This is a genomic window from Collimonas sp. GW821-FHT07E08, from assembly GCF_059418905.1.
This window is the reverse complement of record NZ_JBWKQR010000004.1, coordinates 240,509-259,604: the sequence shown is the minus strand read 5'-3', so window position 1 is coordinate 259,604 and position 19,096 is coordinate 240,509. Positions and strand designations below refer to the sequence as shown.

The 19,096-nt window shown below is 61.2% G+C and carries 21 protein-coding genes; 13 read left to right on the top strand and 8 right to left on the bottom strand.

All coding sequences use genetic code 11. The features are described from left to right. Positions 1 to 39 precede the first annotated feature (39 nt). Positions 40 to 1,026, top strand: a complete 987-nt coding sequence (locus AC07RZ_RS07345; RefSeq protein WP_494667456.1) for a M14 family metallopeptidase — start codon at positions 40 to 42, stop codon at positions 1,024 to 1,026. A 76-nt stretch (positions 1,027 to 1,102) separates the two neighbouring features. Here the strand turns inward: AC07RZ_RS07345 and mmsB are convergent, their stop codons facing one another. The 3 genes from mmsB to AC07RZ_RS07330 all read right to left on the bottom strand — a co-directional run bounded on the left by mmsB (position 1,103) and on the right by AC07RZ_RS07330 (position 4,844). Continuing rightward, complete coding sequence (mmsB, locus tag AC07RZ_RS07340) at positions 1,103 to 1,996, bottom strand: 3-hydroxyisobutyrate dehydrogenase (RefSeq protein ID WP_494667455.1); 894 nt, start codon at positions 1,994 to 1,996, stop codon at positions 1,103 to 1,105. Positions 1,997 to 2,032: 36 nt separating this feature from the next. Further along, a complete protein-coding gene (locus AC07RZ_RS07335) occupies positions 2,033 to 3,538 on the bottom strand; it encodes a CoA-acylating methylmalonate-semialdehyde dehydrogenase (protein WP_494667454.1) in 1,506 nt (501 codons plus the stop codon). A gap of 70 nt (positions 3,539 to 3,608) precedes the next feature. Then, positions 3,609 to 4,844 (bottom strand): ABC transporter substrate-binding protein, encoded by a 1,236-nt coding sequence (locus AC07RZ_RS07330; protein ID WP_494667453.1) that lies wholly within the window; start codon positions 4,842 to 4,844, stop codon positions 3,609 to 3,611. Positions 4,845 to 5,015: 171 nt separating this feature from the next. On the opposite strand from AC07RZ_RS07330, the gene AC07RZ_RS07325 reads away from it, so the two are divergent. Both AC07RZ_RS07325 and AC07RZ_RS07320 read left to right on the top strand, forming a co-directional pair. Continuing rightward, complete coding sequence (locus tag AC07RZ_RS07325; RefSeq protein ID WP_144738651.1) at positions 5,016 to 5,948, top strand: LysR family transcriptional regulator; 933 nt, start codon at positions 5,016 to 5,018, stop codon at positions 5,946 to 5,948. A gap of 31 nt (positions 5,949 to 5,979) precedes the next feature. Beyond that, positions 5,980 to 6,813: a GNAT family N-acetyltransferase gene (locus AC07RZ_RS07320; RefSeq protein ID WP_494667452.1), complete on the top strand. Its 834-nt coding sequence runs from the start codon at positions 5,980 to 5,982 to the stop codon at positions 6,811 to 6,813. On the opposite strand, the gene AC07RZ_RS07315 is transcribed toward AC07RZ_RS07320, so the two are convergent. From AC07RZ_RS07315 to AC07RZ_RS07300, 4 genes are all read right to left on the bottom strand, one after another. Next, positions 6,810 to 7,385 (bottom strand): DUF1439 domain-containing protein, encoded by a 576-nt coding sequence (locus tag AC07RZ_RS07315; protein ID WP_494667451.1) that lies wholly within the window; start codon positions 7,383 to 7,385, stop codon positions 6,810 to 6,812. The genes AC07RZ_RS07320 and AC07RZ_RS07315 overlap by 4 nt on opposite strands. After that, complete coding sequence (locus AC07RZ_RS07310; RefSeq protein WP_494667450.1) at positions 7,358 to 7,573, bottom strand: hypothetical protein; 216 nt, start codon at positions 7,571 to 7,573, stop codon at positions 7,358 to 7,360. The genes AC07RZ_RS07315 and AC07RZ_RS07310 overlap by 28 nt, the downstream gene beginning before the upstream one ends. A 165-nt stretch (positions 7,574 to 7,738) precedes the next feature. Continuing rightward, positions 7,739 to 7,972 carry a hypothetical protein gene (locus AC07RZ_RS07305; protein WP_139219983.1) on the bottom strand — a complete coding sequence of 78 codons (234 nt, stop codon included), beginning with the start codon at positions 7,970 to 7,972 and terminating at the stop codon, positions 7,739 to 7,741. Between the two features lie 266 nt (positions 7,973 to 8,238). Further along, the gene (locus tag AC07RZ_RS07300; RefSeq protein ID WP_494667449.1) at positions 8,239 to 8,784 is read right to left on the bottom strand and encodes a GNAT family N-acetyltransferase; all 546 of its coding nucleotides are present in this window, start codon (positions 8,782 to 8,784) and stop codon (positions 8,239 to 8,241) included. A gap of 654 nt (positions 8,785 to 9,438) precedes the next feature. Between AC07RZ_RS07300 and AC07RZ_RS07295 the strand changes: the two genes are divergently transcribed. The 7 genes from AC07RZ_RS07295 (at position 9,439) to AC07RZ_RS07265 (ending at position 15,033) form a co-directional block, all read left to right on the top strand. After that, positions 9,439 to 10,878: a DHA2 family efflux MFS transporter permease subunit gene (locus AC07RZ_RS07295; RefSeq protein ID WP_494667448.1), complete on the top strand. Its 1,440-nt coding sequence runs from the start codon at positions 9,439 to 9,441 to the stop codon at positions 10,876 to 10,878. A 65-nt stretch (positions 10,879 to 10,943) separates the two neighbouring features. Further along, positions 10,944 to 11,114, top strand: a complete 171-nt coding sequence (locus tag AC07RZ_RS07290; protein ID WP_175500868.1) for a hypothetical protein — start codon at positions 10,944 to 10,946, stop codon at positions 11,112 to 11,114. A 63-nt stretch (positions 11,115 to 11,177) separates the two neighbouring features. Continuing rightward, complete coding sequence (locus AC07RZ_RS07285) at positions 11,178 to 12,104, top strand: ABC transporter ATP-binding protein (RefSeq protein ID WP_494667447.1); 927 nt, start codon at positions 11,178 to 11,180, stop codon at positions 12,102 to 12,104. After that, entirely contained in the window at positions 12,101 to 12,862 is a 762-nt protein-coding gene (locus AC07RZ_RS07280; RefSeq protein WP_092393268.1) for an ABC transporter permease, read from the top strand. The genes AC07RZ_RS07285 and AC07RZ_RS07280 overlap by 4 nt, the downstream gene beginning before the upstream one ends. 16 nt (positions 12,863 to 12,878) lie before the next feature. Beyond that, positions 12,879 to 13,472 carry a GNAT family N-acetyltransferase gene (locus AC07RZ_RS07275; RefSeq protein WP_494667446.1) on the top strand — a complete coding sequence of 198 codons (594 nt, stop codon included), beginning with the start codon at positions 12,879 to 12,881 and terminating at the stop codon, positions 13,470 to 13,472. Beyond that, the gene (locus AC07RZ_RS07270; RefSeq protein WP_494667445.1) at positions 13,469 to 13,861 is read left to right on the top strand and encodes a hypothetical protein; all 393 of its coding nucleotides are present in this window, start codon (positions 13,469 to 13,471) and stop codon (positions 13,859 to 13,861) included. The genes AC07RZ_RS07275 and AC07RZ_RS07270 overlap by 4 nt, the downstream gene beginning before the upstream one ends. 116 nt (positions 13,862 to 13,977) lie before the next feature. Further along, a complete protein-coding gene (locus AC07RZ_RS07265) occupies positions 13,978 to 15,033 on the top strand; it encodes a permease (protein WP_494667444.1) in 1,056 nt (351 codons plus the stop codon). A 26-nt stretch (positions 15,034 to 15,059) separates the two neighbouring features. Here the strand turns inward: AC07RZ_RS07265 and AC07RZ_RS07260 are convergent, their stop codons facing one another. Next, positions 15,060 to 16,163 (bottom strand): alpha/beta fold hydrolase, encoded by a 1,104-nt coding sequence (locus tag AC07RZ_RS07260; protein WP_494667443.1) that lies wholly within the window; start codon positions 16,161 to 16,163, stop codon positions 15,060 to 15,062. Positions 16,164 to 16,341: 178 nt separating this feature from the next. On the opposite strand from AC07RZ_RS07260, the gene AC07RZ_RS07255 reads away from it, so the two are divergent. From AC07RZ_RS07255 to AC07RZ_RS07245, 3 genes are all read left to right on the top strand, one after another. Beyond that, positions 16,342 to 17,250, top strand: a complete 909-nt coding sequence (locus AC07RZ_RS07255) for a LysR family transcriptional regulator (RefSeq protein WP_494667442.1) — start codon at positions 16,342 to 16,344, stop codon at positions 17,248 to 17,250. Positions 17,251 to 17,318: 68 nt separating this feature from the next. Beyond that, the gene (locus AC07RZ_RS07250) at positions 17,319 to 17,663 is read left to right on the top strand and encodes a zinc ribbon domain-containing protein YjdM (RefSeq protein WP_494667441.1); all 345 of its coding nucleotides are present in this window, start codon (positions 17,319 to 17,321) and stop codon (positions 17,661 to 17,663) included. Positions 17,664 to 17,783: 120 nt separating this feature from the next. After that, on the top strand, positions 17,784 to 19,082 hold the full coding sequence (locus tag AC07RZ_RS07245) for a TAXI family TRAP transporter solute-binding subunit (protein WP_494667440.1): 1,299 nt from the start codon (positions 17,784 to 17,786) through the stop codon (positions 19,080 to 19,082). Positions 19,083 to 19,096: the final 14 nt, after the last annotated feature.

Genomic DNA, 19,096 nt, shown 5'->3' with positions numbered 1-19,096 from the left:
CATTAAATCTATTTGGCTTTTCGAACAGGAGCAACGTTAATGCAAACCCTGGAACAGATTCGTGCAAGGTTGCAGGAATATCCGATCGAGGTGAATTTTCCCGCTATCGCGAAGTGGCAAACCGGTAACACCGGCGTCGATTACATCCATACTTTCGACAGCGGCGTAGCCGGCCCGCATGCCATGGTCCTGGCGCTAACCCACGGCAACGAAGTCAGTGGCGCCATTGCCGTGGACAGGTTCCTGCGATCGGGCTTGCATCCGGTTGCAGGGCGCCTTACTCTCGGTTTTGCAAATGTAGATGCATACCATCGTTTCGATAGCAGCAACCCGGATGCAAGCCGCTTCATTGATGAAGACATGAACCGTGTCTGGTCTGCAGTACGCCTTGACAGCAGCGACGACTCACTGGAATTGCGCCGGGCGCGCGCACTGCGGACGATTATCGACAGCGTCGATTTTCTGCTGGACCTGCACTCCATGCACGAAGAAGCGTCGCCGCTGATGTTAAGCGGGCCGTTGGCCAAAGGCATCCGATTTGCCGCCGACGTCGGCGTCCCCGAACACGTGATCGTCGATGCAGGTCATTCGAACGGCAAGCGGCTCCGCGATTATGGCGACTTCGGCGATCCGGCCAGCGCCAGGAACGCCTTGCTGATCGAGACCGGGCAGCATTTTTCAGTTCGCAGCAAGGACGTCGCGCTGGATGCCGCATCTCGCTTCCTGATCACAACCGGCGTTGTCGATGCGACAGATTTAACGGATTTCATGCTGCAAGCCAAGCCTGTGGCGCAGCGGGTTCTCCAAGTGACGCAATCGGTGATAGCAGACACCATGGATTTCGAGTTCACGCAGGACTTCCGGGGACTGGAATTGATAAAGGACGCCGGCACCGTCATAGCGCGCGATGGCGACAGGGAGATCGTCACGCCTTATGATGATTGCCTGATCGTCATGCCTTCACTACGGCATATCGGGCCTGGTGTAACTGTAATGCGCTTGGCGCGGGTACTGGACAGCTGGTAACGAAAAGCGCTGCAGCTTGCCATGATGATCCTGCATGGCAAGCTGCAGCGCCTGGTTAAAACCAAGTTCATTCAGTTCATTCTGCCTTCGCCAGCATATTGAAAATGCTGGAAAAATCCAGCCCGCCGGCGCCGCTCTTGCTGTGGATGTCGTACAGGTTGCGCGCCAGCGCGCCGAGCGGCACGCTGCTGCCGGTGGACAAGGAATTTTCCACCGCCAGCCCCAGGTCCTTGAGCATCAGGTCGACGCCGAAACCGCCGGCATAACCCTTGGACGCCGGCGCATTTTCCATCACGCCCGGACACGGGTTGTACACTTCCAGCGCCCAGTTGCGGCCAGAACTTTTCGCCATGATTTCCGACAGCACCATGGGATCCATGCCGTTCGCCATGCCCAGCCGGATCGCTTCGCAGCTGCCTATCATGAGTATCCCCAGCAGCATGTTGTTGCACACCTTGACGGTCTGGCCGCTGCCGTTGCCGCCGGCATGGAAGATCGCCTTGCCCATTTTTTCCAGGTAAGGCTTGGCCAGTGCAAAACCTTCATCCGAGCCGCCGACCATGAAGGTCAGCGTGCCGGCCGCGGCGCCTGCCGTACCGCCCGAGACCGGCGCATCGAGCATGGTGAAACCCTGGTCGCGCGCGAGCGCCGCTACCTTGCGGGCGGCGTCGGGAGCGATGGTCGAGCAATCGATCAGCAAGGCGTCCGGCGCAGCTTGCGCCAGGATGCCGCTGGCGCCGAGATAAGCCCCTTCGACGTGGCGGCTGGCCGGCAGCATCGTGATGATGACCTTGGCGGCGCCAAGCGCCGTTGCCAGATCCTTGCCGGTACTGCCGCCGCCGGCGACAAACTGCTCGACGCTGGCCGCCACCAGGTCATGGCCGCTGACCTGGCAGCCCGCCTTCACCAGGTTCAGCGCCATCGGCAAACCCATGTGGCCGAGGCCGATAAAAACGATTTCGCTGCTCATGTCAAAATCTCCTGTGGTCCGTGGGATGCCGCTTCATCATTTCATCGAAATCGTCGTGTTGATCTCGCCGCCATCCGCGTCCGGCGCAAACCAGCGCGCGGTCACGGTCTTGGTCTGGGTCCAGAACTGCACCGCCTGCTTGCCGTTGGGGCCGAGGTCGCCCAGCTTGGAAGCGCGCGAACCGGTGAAGCTGAAATAAGCCACCGGCACAGGGATCGGCACGTTGATGCCGACCTGGCCGACATCGATCTCGTTCTGGAACTTGCGTGCCGACCAGCCCGAGGACGTGAAGATCGACGTGCCGTTGCCGTTCGGGTTGGCGTTGATGAAGGCAATCGCTTCATCCAGCGTTTCCAGTTCGACCACGCACATGGCCGGGCCGAAAATCTCCTGCGTATAGATATCCATCTCGGCAGTCACGCCGGAAAAAATGGTGGGGCCGACAAAATTGCCGTCAGGGTAGCCTGCCACCTCGCAGTTGCGGCCGTCCAGCAACAGCTGCGCGCCCTGCTCCACGCCCGATCCGATCAGGCGTTCGGTGCGCGCCTTGGCGGCTTTCGACACCATCGGCCCGAGGTCGGCCTTGCGGTCGCTGCCCGGCCCGATCTTCAGGCCGCGCGAGCGCTCGACGATTTCCGGCAGCCAGGAACGCGCCTTGCCCACCAGCAGCACCATCGAATTCGCCATGCAGCGCTGGCCGGCAGCGCCGAACGCCGCGCCCAGCAGGTTGTTGATGGCCTGGTCCTTGTTGGCATCGGGCAGCACGATGCAATGGTTCTTCGCGCCCATCATGCATTGCGCGCGCTTGCCGGCTTCGCTGGCGCGGCGATATATATGGGTGCCGACGCTGGTCGAACCGATGAAGGAAACCGCCTTGATGTCGGGATGGTCGCACAGCATGTTGGCCACGTCCGGGCCGCCGTGCACCACGTTCAATACGCCCGGCGGCAAGCCTGCCTGCTGCGCCAGTTCAACCAGGAACAGCGAGGATGAAGGATCTTGCTCGGACGGCTTCAGGATAAAGGTATTGCCGCAGGCAACCGCCACCGGGAACATGAAGCACGGCAGCATCACCGGGAAGTTGAACGCAGTGATGCCGGCGCCCACGCCCAGCGGCTGGTTGATGGTGTAGACATCCACGCCGGTAGCGGCATTCTCGGCCAGCTCGCCCAGCTGCAGCGAGGTAATGGAGCAGGCATGCTCGACCACTTCCAGGCCGCGCATCACTTCGCCTTCGGCATCCGGCAAGGTCTTGCCGTGCTCGCGCGTGATCAGCTCGGCCAGCGGTGCGATGTTTTCACGCAGCAGCTGCTGGAACTTGAGCATGATGCGCATGCGCTGCGCCAGCGAAGTATTGCGCCAGCCGGCGAACGCCTGCTTGGCGTTGGCCACCGCATGGTCAACTTCGGCCTTGGTGGCGAACGGCACGCGCGCCACCACCTCCTGGGTCGCCGGATTGAGGACATCGCGCCATTCGGTGCTGGTCGACTGCACGGCTTTGCCGCCTACATACAAAGGGACGCTTGGAATATTGGTAGACATGATGGCTTCCTCGAACAATTGGAACAATAAAAAAATGAACGGCGCCCGCAACGCGAGCGCCTTGCTGGTCTTACTTGACCAAAGGACAGGACGCGTCCATCGGCTTGAAAGCCTGCTGCGCCGGGATGGTCGACAGCAGCTTGAGGTAATCCCAAGGCGCTTTCGATTCGGCCGGCGTTTTCACCTGGTACAGATACATGTCATGGATCACGCGGCCATCCGGGCGGATGGAAGCGTTGCGCATGACGGCGTCCTGGATCGGGATCTCGCGCATTTTCTGGGTCACGGCTTTCCAGTCGTGCGATTTGGTCGCGGCCGCCGCTTTCAGGTATTGATAGACGCTGGAATAGACGCCGGCATGCACCATGGTCGGCTTGTTGCCTTTGTAAAGCGTTTCAAAACGCTTGGAAAAAGCGCGCGTTTCGTTGTCGAAATCCCAGTAGAAACCGTCGGTGTAGACCAGGCCTTGGGCGTCGCTCAATCCCAGCGCATGCACGTCCGACAGGAACACCAGCAAGGCCGCCAGGCGCTGGTTCTTGCTGCCGATGCCGAACGAACGCGCTTGCTTGATCGCATTCACCGTGTCCTGGCCGCCGTTGGCCAGGCCGATCACCTGCGCCTTGGAACTCTGCGCCTGCAGCAGGAACGAGGACAGGTCGCTGGCGTTGAGCGGATGGCGGATCGATCCGACCACGGTGCCGCCGAGGCGCTTGACGACATCGCCTGCATCTTTTTCCAGCGACTGGCCGAAGGCATAGTCGACGGTGACGAAGTACCACGATTTCTGTCCCATCCTGGTCAGTGCGGCGGCGGCTCCGGCTGCCTGCGAGTAGGTGTCGAACATCCAGTGGAAACCGTTGGGCGCGCATTCGGCGTTGGTCAGCACGCCGGTCGCCGGGCCGCTGTACATGGCGATGCCGCCCTTGTCGCGGATCAGGCGCTGCACTGCCAGCGCCACTGAGGAATTGGTAAGGTCGGCGATGGCGTCGACCTTGTCGCGGTCTATCCATTCGCGCGCCTTGGAGGCGCCGATGTCGGCCTTGTTCTGGTGGTCCGCGGTCAGCAGTTCGATTTTCATGCCCTTGCATTCCGCCTTCAGGCAATCGTCGATCGCCATCTTGGCCGCCACCACCGAACCCGGTCCGCCCATCGCCGAATACGGCCCCGACATGTCGGTCAGGATGCCGACCTTGTACGTATCGCCTTCCTGGGCCAAAGCCTGGCCGCCGGCGAGCAAACCTGTTAACAAAAAGATCACGGCCGAACTGCATGCAAGCAGCTTATTGCGCCCCGCATTTATCCACATCCTGGTCTCCTGTTTTTAGCCGGGTCCGCCATGGCGGATCCTTGGCTGATTTTTTTTGAATTTCTATGTAGGTATACTGCATGTGCATTATTATTGGGACAATAGACAATAATCCACAACGGCTTTGCATTTATGCAAAGCAAGGAGATGCGGGTGAAATCCACAAATGCCATGCTGGACTGGGACAACCTGCGCGTCTTCCTGGAGCTGACGCGCAGCCAGGGCCTGGTGGAAACAGCAAAGAAACTCGGCATTGACCACTCGACCGTGTCGCGCCGCATGCGCCGCTTTGAGGAACAGGTCGGCAGCCAGCTGTTCGAGCGCAACAACCAGGGTTATACGCTGACCGCGGAGGGCCATCGGCTGATCGAATATGCGGAGCGGGTCGAGAGCACGGTATATGCCGCCGCGGAAGAACTGAGCGGCCACAACCGGCTGCTGTCGGGACAGGTCCGGCTCGGCGCCACCGAGGGCTTCGGCACTTTTGTGCTGGCGCCGCACCTGGCGCATTTTTGCGCCCGGCATCCGCACATCACGGTCGACCTGCTGCCTGTGCCCCGCTTCGTCAACCTGTCCAAGCGCGAAGCCGATATCGGCGTCACCATCGAGCGTCCGCAGAGCGGCAATTACGTCGTCACCAAGCTGACCGACTATCTGCTCAAGCTGTACGCCACCCGCTCCTACCTGGAGACGCATGCGCCCATCAAGACCTTGCAGGACCTGAACAGCCATGCTTTCATCGGCTACGTCGACGACCTGGTGTTCAGCGAAGAACTGCGCTACAAGGACAACGTGGCGCCGGCCGCTTTCCGCGCGTTCCGCAGCACCAGCGTGATTGCCCAATACACGGCGGCGCGCAGCGGCCAGGGGCTGGCGATCCTGCCCTGCTTCCTGGCGCAGCAAAGCGACGACCTGGTGCCGGTGCTGGATGGCCAGGCCGATATCCAGCGCGCATTCTGGCTGGTGGCCGCTACCGAAACCCGCAACGTGGCGCGGGTAGCCGCGCTATGGCGTTACCTGCGGGAAGTGATCGAACCCAACCGGCCGTTCCTGATGGGAGAATCACGGCACATGACCTACTCGGATACAATTGTCCCGGCCTGAATCGCTCCCTCGACTTGCATCCTGACTTCCCATGATTTTGACTGGCCCCGAACTCGCCCGCGCACTTGAGCAGGCTGAAGCGACACATTTGAGCCGGCAGGTGGCTGCCTGCCGAGAGCTGGGATACAAGGACGCGCGCGCCATCGCCATCGCCGGCGGCGTCGCGGCGCTCACCGATCCGGCTTTCGGACGCAAACTCAACCACGTCACAGGATTGGGCATGGGAGCGCCGGTGGACTCCGGCGAGCTGGCGCGGCTGGAAGCGGCGTACGCCGCCCATGGACTGGAAACGCAGGTCGATGCCTGTCCTCACGCTGACAGCGGCACGCTGGCGGTCCTGGCCGAGCGCGGCTATGCGGCCAACGCTTTCAGCAATACCTACGTGCGCCATCTGGCGCCGGCGGATGCCTATGCAGCGGCCGGCAGCGGGATAGAAATAATCGCTGACAGGGTTCTGGTGGCAGCCACGTTTGCCGGCGACTCGGTGGCCGGATTTTCGGTGCAGGCGGTAAATCGCCCGCTCATCCTGCTGGAGACGCTGGCGCGGATTGCCTTGCAACGGAGCGATACGCTGCTGTTCGCCGCAGCCGTGGACGGCAAGGTAGCCGGCACGGCCGGCATGAGCCTGGTCGAGACGCCGGCGGGACTGCTGGCGCATTTGTATATCGCCAGCACGCTGCCGGCGTACCGGGGACGCGGAATCCAGCTAGCGCTGCTGCACGCGCGGCTGGCGGCGGCGCGCAACGCCGGCTGCACGCTGGCCAGCGTCACGGCGCGGCCGGCGAACACCAGCGCGCGCAACACCGAGCGCGCCGGCTTTAGCCTGGCCTATACCAAAACGACCTTCGCCAAGCGCCCGGCTTAAGCGCCGGACTCGTTGATTTCGACCGCGATGCCATCCTGCTGCACTGTGATCGCACCAGGCTCAAAGGTCTTTCCGTTGAGCCGCAGCTGGTCGCTGGTGAAGGTATAGATCGGGTAATTATTCAGCACCTGCTGCGCCACGACCGCACCGATCTGGCTCAGCTGCGGCTTGTATTGGGCGGGCACGTTGCTGAAATCGATATTGTCGACAGTAGGATTGTCCAGCTGCACGGCGCGCGTGGCCCGGTCATACTTCAAGCCGCTGCTGAGCGTGATCGCGCCATTCAACGCCCCCGCCAGCAACAGCGGGCTAAGCACGCTGACATGCACCCGCGTCAATACCCGGTTTTGGTCCGGGTTGAGCGTCAGGCGCGGGTTCTTCAGGCCGACATTGAACACTTCCGCATAACGCAGCTGCTGCGGGAACTTGCTGTCGATGGCCGTCTGCAGCTGCTTTTGCGAAAACGTGTATTCGTTGGACCAGATGTTGTAGCCGGCCCAGGCGCCGGCCGCAGCAGCCATGGCGCCCAGGGCCAGCACGGTCTTCACCAGTGTGCGTCGTTTGGTATGCATTGTTTCCTGTCGCCTCCGGCCTGCCGCGCAAATAGTTGCCACAGACCATCAGCCTTTGTGTTGCTCAAGCTTGTAGTATAGATGGATATCTTCAGGTTCAAGGCGATACAGCTCATCATGCTCCAACGCGCCAAGGCGTAGGGCGCCAATAGCGAAGCGTATTGCGCCGCATGTTTGATCGACATCATGCAGTATTCTCTTATCGCTATTCACGCCAATTCATTTGACATCCCGTACCCTGGTGAGGCATCACATGCGGCGTAATACGCTCCGCTATTACGCCCTACACGGGTAGTTTCGGCCATTTCTTTCATGCCACATCTGGTAACTTTTATCTTTTTGCCAGCCTCAACTCAGCGCCACCAATCCCAATTTTTCAATGAATACCAAAATTCATCGCCATACTTCAACGCTAGAGTCCCGCATATAAGTATAGAAAGCACTATCACAGCGGCAGCCCATCCAAACGACGACAGCACAAGCTCAAAGACGAGGAAAATTCCTAAAAAAATGCCAAATAGAGCACCGCAGCCAAAACGGGTTATTTTCTCTGATTCACTTAGTTCTTGGTCTTCATTAGTTTCCATAGTTGCCCACTAAGTCGTTCGATTTCTCGCTTTGTTTAAAACCGTGACATACAGGCTACAACCAGCTTCTGGGCGGCAGCGTACTGATGATGAGCGACCACTTCTGGTATAGAGACAAGAAGGTCCTGTTGCGATAGCAAAGAATCGACGTCAAGTATTTCACCAAAAATTCGAAGCATGCAACTCATTTCATTACCGTGCTTTAGAAGAAGCGGGAAGTGTAGTCTTTAACACTAAAAGATACCGGGGCAATTTGACATCTTGTTTTAACCGGCCTTCCATTCGTGTTTTAGGAGGGCGAAGCTGTATTCATCGGACCAGGCGCCCTTGAAGAAAATATTTTCCCGATAATGCGCTTCGCGCCGGAATCCTTGCTTCTCAAGGAGGCGCACCACGCTTGCATTCCGCGCATCCACGGTGGCGACAATCCGGTGTTTCTTCAGATCGTCAAACAACAAGCCGATAACCCTGGACAGGGCTTCGGTGGCGTAGCCCTGGCGTTGGCAGCTGGAATCGAAAGTCACGCCGAGCTCAGCTTGCCGGCCGCCGTCGAAGAAATACACCGCTACGTCTCCCGCCAGCACCGCGTCTTCCTTGCGTTCTACTGCAATCTGAAACCAGGTCTGGTCGGCATCGAACGCCAGCTCGCGCTGCTGCTCAAGAAAAGCCGACGCGTCCGCCGCCGAGAACGACGACCAGCTCTGGTAGCGGGCTACCTCGGGTTGATTGCGGTAGCCTGAAAATGCCGGCAGGTCATGCTGGGTGAACCTTCTTAATATCAATCTCTCGGTGGTCAGCGGGAATATTTCCATGTGCAGGTTACGTCCTTAGATAGTCATTCTTTTTTGTTTTGCCCGGCCGAGGCGCCTGCCTGGACCGTCTGGCCCGAAAAAACCAAGGGCAAGCATCAAGACTGGAAGAACTTGCGGAGTTTTTGCCGCATGTTTATACTTTCTCGTTCGTTTGCGATGGGAGCAATCCTTCCGCCAGGCGATAATGTGTTCCGTAACGCCGTTTCCGTCAATCCTGCCTTGGGCGCACCGCCTTGGTGCACCGCCTTGGTGCACCGCCTTGGCGCAAAGACGAACGGCACAACCTTGCCGATGGTGATGTCGTGCGTAAAATCATTTCCTGAAATCTTCCGCAACCTGCGGATTCGATCCGAATGCAAACCCCGCCATCGCAGCCCACCTCCGCGACGGCGATCACAGCTGACGCATCAGCGATAAACATGCGCCTTGCCTGACACCGGCTTGTACCGGATCCCGTTACAGTTTTTGCAGCACAGGCCGCCGCGCGCCGCCTGGATTTGAACAGAACCAAGTTATTCAAACGGCAATCCGGCCGGGCAGTCTTTGCCCGCCTGTCGATTTCGGCGACTTCCGTTCGACTAGGTATCGAAGCCCCCTGAATCTTGCGGCTCGATTACCCCTCGCGCAAAGTCCATCATCCTTGGAAAGACCGACATGACTGAAAATCCTGCCCATGCTGCAACCCGCGACCGCCGCGGCCTGGCCCTGATCGTGCTGTGCCTGGGCGTGCTGATGATCGTGCTCGACACCACCATCGTGAACGTGGCGCTGCCGTCCATCAAGACTGACCTGAAATTCTCCGACACCTCGCTGGCCTGGGTGGTGAACGCCTACATGCTCACTTTCGGCGGTTTCCTGCTGCTCGGCGGCCGGCTCGGCGACCTGTACGGGCACCGGCGCCTGTTCCTGATCGGCATCGCATTGTTTACCCTGGCCTCGCTGGCTTGCGGCCTCTCCACCACCCAGGGTTTCCTGCTGGCGGCGCGCGCCGTGCAAGGACTGGCCGGCGCCGTGGTGACGTCGGTGGCGCTGTCGCTGATCATGGACCTGTTCACCGAGCCGGCCGAACGGGCCAAGGCGATGGGAGTCTACGGTTTCGTCTGCGCCGGCGGCGGCAGCCTGGGCGCGATGCTGGGCGGCCTGCTGACCGATACCCTGAGCTGGCACTGGATTTTCCTGGTCAACCTGCCGATCGGCATCGCCGTCATTGCCCTGTCGTTGCGGCTGCTGCCGGCCGTGCACAGCCAGGCGCAATCGAAGCACCTGGACGTGTTCGGCGCGGTTACCGTCACCGCCGCGCTGATGCTCGCCGTGTATGCCATCGTCAACGGCAACGAGGCCGGCTGGGCCTCGCCGCGCACGCTGGGCCAGCTCGCCGTTGCAGCGATACTGCTGGCGGCTTTCCTGGCGATCGAAACGCGGGTGCGGGTGCCGCTGATGCCGCTGCGCCTGTTCCAGCTGCGTAATGTGGCGGTGGCCAACGTGGTGGGCGTGCTGTGGGCGGCGGCGATGTTCGCCTGGTTCTTCCTGTCCGCGCTATACCTGCAGCTGGTGCTCGGCTACAAGCCGCTCCAGGTCGGGCTGGCTTTCCTGCCGGCCAACCTGATCATGGCCGTCTTTTCCCTCGGCATCTCGGCCAGGCTGGTGATGCGCTTCGGCATCCGGCGGCCGCTGGCGGTGGGTTTGCTGCTGGCAGCCTGCGGCCTGCTGCTGTTTGCGCGCGCGCCGGTCGACGGCCACTTCGTTGCCGATGTATTGCCGGGCATGACCTTGCTCGGCCTGGGCGCCGGAGTTGCCTTCAATCCGGTGTTGCTGGCGGCCATGAGCGACGTTGCGCCATCCGAATCCGGGCTGGCTTCGGGCGTGGTCAACACCTCGTTCATGATGGGCGGCGCGCTCGGCCTCGCAGTGCTGGCCAGCCTGGCGGCATTGCATACCGAGAACCTGCTGGCGGCCGGCAACGAACCGCTGGGTGCGCTCAACAGCGGCTACCAGGCTGCGTTCCTGGTCGGCGCCTGTTTCGCCGGCCTCGGCGCCGCGCTGGGCGCCCTGCTCTTGCGCACCAAAACCATGGAGAGCGCCGTGCCTGCATGACGCTCCGGCGCACCAATCAGTGAAACGCCGTAGCACGGGTGTTTCCTACTTGTCGGGATAAACCTATGTTTGAGAAAGAAACAGACGCAGCACCTGTCAGCGAAACCGAGTACCGCCAGCTGGTGGCGGAATTCGACCTCCTGTGGAATCGCGCGACGACGCCGCAGGAGCAATCGCGCATGGAGAACCTGATCAAACTGATCGACGCCTTCGAGAACGGCCTCCGCCAGAATTAATTTCCTATTCAGGATTAGAATGCACGGCTAGGCACACCTGCACTCATTACGATCGAACGGCTCATGCAAAATATCATTTCTGTAGCAAACGTCTCGAAAACCTACGCCTCCGGCCAGCGCGCCCTCAACAACGTCAACCTGGAGATCCGCCGCGGCGAGATCCTGGCGCTGCTGGGTCCGAACGGCGCCGGCAAGACCACCCTGATCAGCTGCATCTGCGGCATCCTCAACATCTCCGAGGGCTCGGTGCGGGTCGACGGCCACGACATCCGCGCCGATTTCCGCGCGGCCCGTTCGCTGATCGGCCTGGTGCCGCAGGAACTGACCACCGACGCCTTCGAAACGGTGTGGGCGACGGTGTCCTTCAGCCGCGGCCTGTTCGGCAAGCCGGCCAATCCCGCCCATATCGAAAAAGTGCTCAAGGATTTGTCCCTGTGGGACAAGAAGGACAACAAGATCATGACCCTGTCCGGCGGCATGAAGCGCCGGGTGCTGATCGCCAAGGCGCTGTCGCACGAACCGCAGATCCTGTTCCTCGACGAGCCGACCGCCGGCGTCGACGTCAACCTGCGCCACGACATGTGGCAGCTGGTGCGTTCGCTGCGGGAAAGCGGCGTCACCATCATCCTGACCACCCATTACATCGAGGAGGCGGAAGACATGGCCGACCGCATCGGGGTGATCAACAAGGGCGAGATCATCCTGATCGAGGACAAGAAAGAATTGATGCACAAGCTCGGCAAGAAGCTGCTGACGCTGCAGCTGGAGCAGCCGCTGGCGCAGGTTCCGCCTGAACTTGCGGCCTACCAGCTGAGCCTGTCCAGCGACGGCAGCCAGCTGGTCTATACCTATGAGAACGACGGCGAACGAGTGACCATCATTTCGCTGCTCAACGCCCTCAGCGCACAAGGCATCCAGTTCAAGGATATCCAGACCACGCAAAGTTCTCTCGAAAATATTTTCGTCAACCTGATCAAGGACGGACAATGAATTTCCATGCAATCCGCGCCATCTACAAGTTCGAAATGGCGCGCACCTGGCGTACCCTGCTGCAAAGCATCATCGCCCCGGTGATTTCGACATCGCTGTACTTCGTCGTGTTCGGCGCCGCCATCGGCTCGCGCATCGCCCAGGTCGACGGCGTCAGCTACGGCGCCTTCATCGTGCCGGGGCTGGTGATGCTGTCGCTGCTCACACAAAGCATCTCGAACGCCTCGTTCGGCATCTACTTCCCCAAATTCACCGGCACCATCTACGAGCTGCTGTCGGCCCCGGTTTCCTACCGCGAGATCGTGATCAGCTACGTCGGCGCCGCCGCCAGCAAGTCGATACTGCTCGGCCTGATCATCCTGGCCACGGCGGGATTGTTCGTTCCGCTGCACATTGAACATCCGCTCTGGATGATCCTGTTCCTGCTGCTGACCGCCATCACCTTCAGCCTGTTCGGCTTCATCATCGGCATCTGGGCCGACAATTTCGAAAAGCTGCAGCTGGTGCCGCTGCTGATCATCACGCCGCTGACTTTCCTCGGCGGCAGCTTTTACTCGATCAAGATGCTACCGCCGGTATGGCACACGATCAGCCTGTTCAACCCGGTGGTCTACCTGATCAGCGGCTTCCGCTGGAGCTTCTACGGCACTGCGGACGTGAACATCACGATCAGCCTGGCGATGACGGTGATGTTCCTGGCGGTGTTCCTGGCGATCGTGGCCTGGATCTTCAAGACCGGCTACCGGCTCAAATCCTGAGGAGCGCGGATAACTCATGCCACCCCAGGATCCCGTCGCCGCTGGCCGCGAATCGGCCCTTAGCCTGCGTCCCGCGCAGATGGCCGACGTGCCGGTGCTGGAAGCGCTGATTGCCCGCTCCGGCATCGCCCTCAGCGCCGGCTTCTATTCGGAGGCGCAGGCGGCAGCCGTCACCCGCCATGTGTTTGGCGTAGACACGCAGCTGATCGCCGACCAGACCTATTTTGTGATCGAAGATGCCGGCAACGCCGTGGCCTGCGGCGGCTGGAGCAAGCGGCGCACCTTGTTCGGCGGCGACCGCGCGAAAAGCGGCGCGGATCCCCTGCTCGATCCGTCGCGCGAAGCCGCCCGCATACGGGCTTTTTTTGTCGATCCCGGCATGGAGCGCCGCGGCCTCGGCAGCCGGCTGATGCAGCATTGCACCCGTGAAGCGGCGCGCAATGGCTTCAACGCGCTGGAACTGGTCGCCACGCTGCCCGGCGAGCCGCTGTACCTGGCGTCCGGCTTCGCCGTCATCGAAAGGTTCGCGCTCGACCTGCCAGGCGGCATCGAGGTGCCGGTGACGCGGATGAGGAAAAACATCGGGCCGGAAGAAACCCCGGCGCCATGACTGGACGGCATATGCACGGCAAGCACTCACATCTCCAGCTGTCCCTGTACCTGATAGCCGCGGCGGTCCTGCTGGTGGGATTATTGTCCGCCGGCCTGATCTATCGTACCGCCGCCGAACGGGAAAGCGCCGCCCTCAGCTACCAGGTGGTGGGCGGAGGCGTTTATGCCGTCGACCCGGGCGATTCCAAGGCTTACCGCCGCGACGTCGAGCTGTATGGCGGAACCTCGGGAAGATTGATCGCCGACTTCAATCGCTGGCTGTCCAGCCTTTGGCATGGAAAACGGCTGGCGTACGTGCTCGCCATCCTTTCTGCTGGAATAGCTTATATCTGTTTCTCGTTCGCACGCGACCAGATGCCGGATTTGCCGCAGGACAAGGACGGCTGAGGCGTCCGCGAACTATCCGGCGCGGCCCGATCCCGCTTATAATCTGCCGCTGCGGATCAAATCCGCCCCGCTGCGCCGGGTTATGATGCGTTGTCATTTCTACAGGATGTATTTCCATGCACACTCTATCCCCCCCATCCAGCGCCAGGGGCTGGTCGTTCTGGTGGAAACCGGCGCTGTTCATACTGGTGGCCGTGGTCGGCCTGTACTACGTCAAATGGTCGCCCTACTACCTCAAATCGTTCCTGGCTGCCGACAAGCACAGCATCGGCGCCTCGATCCTCGACGATCAGCAAGGCACACCCGTCGCCGCCGCGCTGGCCTACGCCAAGGTGTATTTCCTGGCGATCTGGAAAGCCGCGGTATTGGCGGTGATCCTGGGTTCGCTGCTGCAGGTGCTGATCCCGCGCGACTGGCTGCTGCGCCTGTTCGGCCGCGCCGGCTTCGGCTCGGTGCTGCGCGGCGGCCTGTTCGCCTTGCCCGGCATGATGTGTTCCTGCTGCGCCGCCCCGGTAGTGGCCGGCATGCGCCGCCAGCAAGTCTCGGTGGGCGCGGCGCTAGCCTTCTGGATCGCCAATCCGGTGCTGAACCCGGCGACCCTGGTGTTCATGGGTTTTGTGCTGGGCTGGGGCTTTACCGCCCTGCGCCTGGTGGCCGGCCTGGTGCTGGTGCTGGGCGTGTCGATGATCGCGCAGCGCATTTCCCGCCCCGAAGAAATCCCGGCGGCGGCGGCAGAGGCCGTAGTCGAAGCCAGCGCGCCCGCACGCGCAGACTTCCTGGGACGCTGGGCCCGCACCATCTGGCAACTGTTCTGGAGCACCATCCCGGTGTATGTGCTGGCGGTGCTGGTGCTGGGCGCGGCGCGGGTCTGGCTGTTTCCGCATGTCGACGGCGCGATGGGCAACAGCTTGCTGTGGCTGGTGCCGCTGGCCATCGCCGGCACCCTGTTCGTGATCCCCACCGCGGCTGAAATCCCTATCGTGCAGACCATGATGTCGCTGGGCCTCGGCACCGCGCCGGCAGTGGCGCTGCTGATGACCCTGCCGAGCATCAGCCTGCCGTCGCTGCTGATGCTGCGCAAGGATTTCGATACCAGGGTGCTGGTGGCGGTAGCCTCGCTGACCATGCTGGTCGGTGTGATCAGCGGACTGGTTGGAGCTGCTCTGCTGTAAGGTACCAATCTTCCTGGCGCTGGCATCTATTTTCTAGCCGATTCTTTCAATAGCTCAGCCAGATAGGATTGCCACACAGCTGCGCGGGTATGGGTGCCATGGCCATAGGTTTGATCGCTGATCGGGATCAATACGTAACGCCCGTTCTTGATTTTTTTGACCTGCGCTTCGGCGATGTTGGTTTCCGGCGGGTTGATGAAATCGTCAGCGGAGTTGATCCACATGAGCGGCGCCGTGATCTTGTCCAGGCTGGCGGACGGATCGTAGTTGCGCGATGCGCTGACCTGGTACAGCAGGTCGTTGGCGTCGAGCGTGGCCAGGTCTTTTTTCACATGCTCGGTGACGTAGGCGTCGGCGGCGTCGCGCGTCGGATAATCTTTTTGCTGCTGGTGCGGCGCGCTGCCGGCGATCAGCAGCAAGTCTGCCGCGGTACGCAAGCCCTGCTGCGGCTGGGTCTTGTAATCGCCGCCCTGCCACGCCGGATCGCTGGTGATGCCATCGATCAGCATCTTGCGCCACGCGCGGTTGCGGCCGGCGATCGGCACCGGCTGGCAAGCCAGCGGCATCAGCGCATCCATGGACGCTGGATAGGTTTCGCCCCACACAAAAGAATGCATGCAACCCATCGAGGTTCCCATCACCAGCCGCAAATGATCCACGCCCAGGCCCTGCGTGACCAAGGCATATTGCGCGGCGACCATGTCGTCATAATCGTATTTGGGAAAACGCGCATGCAAGCCGTCGCTGGGTTTTGAGGATTTTCCGTGGCCGATGCCGTCGGGCAGGATAACGTACATCTTGGCCGGATCGAGCAGGCCGCCCGGCGCAAACAAGACGTCGGCGAACTGCGGCCGCAAGAATTGGTGGCCGTCGCCGCCGGTGCCGTGCATGACGATCACCGCATTGCTCACATGGCCGTGCGCATCGCGTTTTGGCGTCCCCAGCGTGGTGTAGTGCAGCTTCAGAGCGGGCAGCGTTTCGCCGGAACGGAACTTGAAATCGCGTATGACAAAATCCCCTTCCTTGGTCGCCGGCGCCGGCGCGGATTGCGCTAGCGCCGCGGAGCCGCTAGTACAGAGGACCAAGGTAAAAGCGCAGGCGGCCGCAGATTTAGAAAGAAAACGGGTCATGGCTGGTCTCGATGTCTTGGTTAATGGAATGGTTGTTACGTTAATCAAGCAACAGCGCAGTGTCAAACTGGCGGATTATTGTCGCCGAGGCCATTGAATATGCTGTTGACCTTGGACAAAGTTAGACAAATAAGTAAAAATTGCCTACATCATCCAACCAAAGACAACAATTGCCTCCATGGACAGACTTGAAGCGTTGCGTCTCTTCACCCATATCGTCGACCTGGGCAGTTTTACCAAGGCAGCCGGTGTGCTGGAAATCCCTCGCGCCACCGCCACCCACGCCATGAAGGAACTGGAACGGCGGCTGGGAGCGCGGCTGCTGGAGCGCACCACGCGCAACGTCAAGCCGACCCTGGACGGCCGCGCATTCTATGAGCGCTGCTGCCGGATCCTGGCCGACGTCGAAGATGCGGAAGCCTCGCTCGACACCAGCGCGGCCAATCCCGGCGGCGTGCTGCGCCTGGGCCTGCACGGCACCCACGCTACCCAGATCATCCTGCCGCGGCTGGCAGAATTTCGCGCACGTTATCCGCGCCTGAACATAGCGATCAGCAGCGGCGACCGGCTGGTCGACCTGGTGGGCGAAGGGATCGACTGCGTGGTGCGGGTCGGCGTGCCCAAGGATTCCTCGCTGATCGCAAGGCGGCTGGCTTCGCTGCCGGAGGTCATCTGCGCCAGCCCGGAATACCTGGAGCGCTGGGGCACTCCCCTGGCGCCGGAGGACCTGGCGGCACACCAGGCGGTCGGCTTTTTCACGCGCAACCACAATATCCAGTACCCATTCACTCTCATGCGCGACGGCCAGGTAGAAGAATACAAGGCCGGCAGCTGGATAGCGGTCGACAGCGCCGATAGCTACGCCCAGTGCGCGCTGCTGGGATTCGGCCTGATCCAGGTGCCGCGCTTCCGGGTCGAGCAATACCTGCGGAGCGGCCGGCTGGTGGCGGTGCTGAGCGACCAAACCTGTCCCGAGCTGCCGGTGCTGGCGCTGTATCCGTCCCATCACCAGCTGTCGCCCCGGGTCAAGGTGTTTGTCGATTGGGTGGTGCAGGTGTATGCCGACTATTTTGCCGGCCAGGCTTAGGGCCTGATAACCGGCAGGCAGTATACTGTCTCACTTTTATCATTTTGCCTTACCTGAAAGACAACACCATGAGCACCTTGCCCGCATGTCCCCAATGCAGTTCCGAATTCACCTACGAAGACGGCGGCCTCTACATCTGCCCTGAATGCGCCCATGAATGGTCGGCGCAGGCTGCGGCCGAGTCCGGCGGAGACGGCGCCAAGGTGTACCGCGACGCGGTCGGCAACGTCCTGCAGGACGGCGACACGGTGACGGTGATCAAGGACCTGAAACTGAAAGGCTCGGGCGGCGTGGTCAAGGTCGGCACCAAGGTGAAGAATATCCGCCTGGTGGACAGCGACCATGACATCGACTGCAAGATCGACGGCTTCGGCGCCATGAGCCTGAAATCGGAGTTCGTCAAGAAGGTGTAATGTGTGCGGGGGCGCAAGCTCCTGTAAAAATGCGGTTTCCGAGTTGCCCGACCAAGTGCGTCCCATATAGACACCATGCCGAGACACAATCCAGCACTGCACCGCATACAAAAAGCGCCGATGACCGCACAACGCCTGCGGCTCCTGATCACCGGCGCGGTCGTGGCGATCGCCGTGCTGGGCTGGGCCCTGGTGACCATCCTCAAGCCGGCCACCCAGCGCACGATTGTCATCACCGCCGGCGCCGACAAAGGCATCTACAACGGCTTCGCCGAACGCTATGCGCCGCTCCTGAAGCGCGAAGGCATCACGCTGGATATCCGCAGTTCTTCCGGCTCGGTGGAAAACTACCAGCGGCTGAAAGATCCCGAGAGCGAATACGAAGTCGGCTTCATCCAGTCCGGCACCACCACCCCGTCCGAGAATGACCAGCTGCAAACCATCGCCGCCATCTCGTACGAACCGATCTGGGTGTTTTACCGCGGCGACGCCATCGTCAACCGCCTGGCGCAATTGAAGGGCAAGCGGATTTCCATCGGCGTTCCCGGCAGCGGCCTGCTGAAAGTCTCGCGCACCCTGCTCGGCCACAGCGGCATCACGGCCGACAACGCCAAGCTGCTGGAAATGGACGCCTACCAGGCTTACCAGAACCTTGAAAACGGCCAGCTGGACGCCGCCTTCTTTATCGGCAGGCCCGATGCAGCCATGCAGCAGATGCTGCTCAACAGCGACCTGAAGCTGATGAGCTTCGCCCAGGCCGACGCGCTGGTGCTGAAATTCCCGTCGCTCTCCAAGATCATCTTCCCGCGCGCCTCGACCAGCGTCGCCAACGACCTGCCGCAGGCCGACGTCACCTTGCTGGCCGCGACCGCGCTGCTGGTGTCCAAGGACACCCTGCATCCGGCGCTGGTCTACCTGCTGCTGGAAGCTGCCAATACGGCCCACGCCCGCGAAGACTATTTCACCCCGCGCGGCACCTTTCCCAACCTGAATACCGACGATTTCCCCATTTCCGACGAAAGCACGCGCTACTTCAAATCCGGCCGCCCCTTCCTGCAGCGCTACCTGCCGTTCTGGCTGGCCAGCTTCATCGAGCGGCGCCTGCTGATCCTGCTGCCTTTCATGGCGCTGCTGTTCGGCCTGCTGCAAGCACTGCCGCGCATGGTCGAAGCGCGCATGAAAAACCGGCTGGTGGTCTGGTACCGCGAAATCAAGTCGCTGGAAGATGAAATCTGGAGCACCAGGCAACCCGGCAAGGAGCAGATCGCGCAATGGCGCGACGATATCGAAAACATCGATGCGAACGCCAGCCAGATACGGATTCCGCAGCGGTATTTCCAGGATGTGTATGCCCTCAAGCAGGCGATCCGGGTGGTGCGGGAACGGATTGTCCAGGTGGCCCAGAAAGTTGAGCAGTGAATTTAACCGCTAAA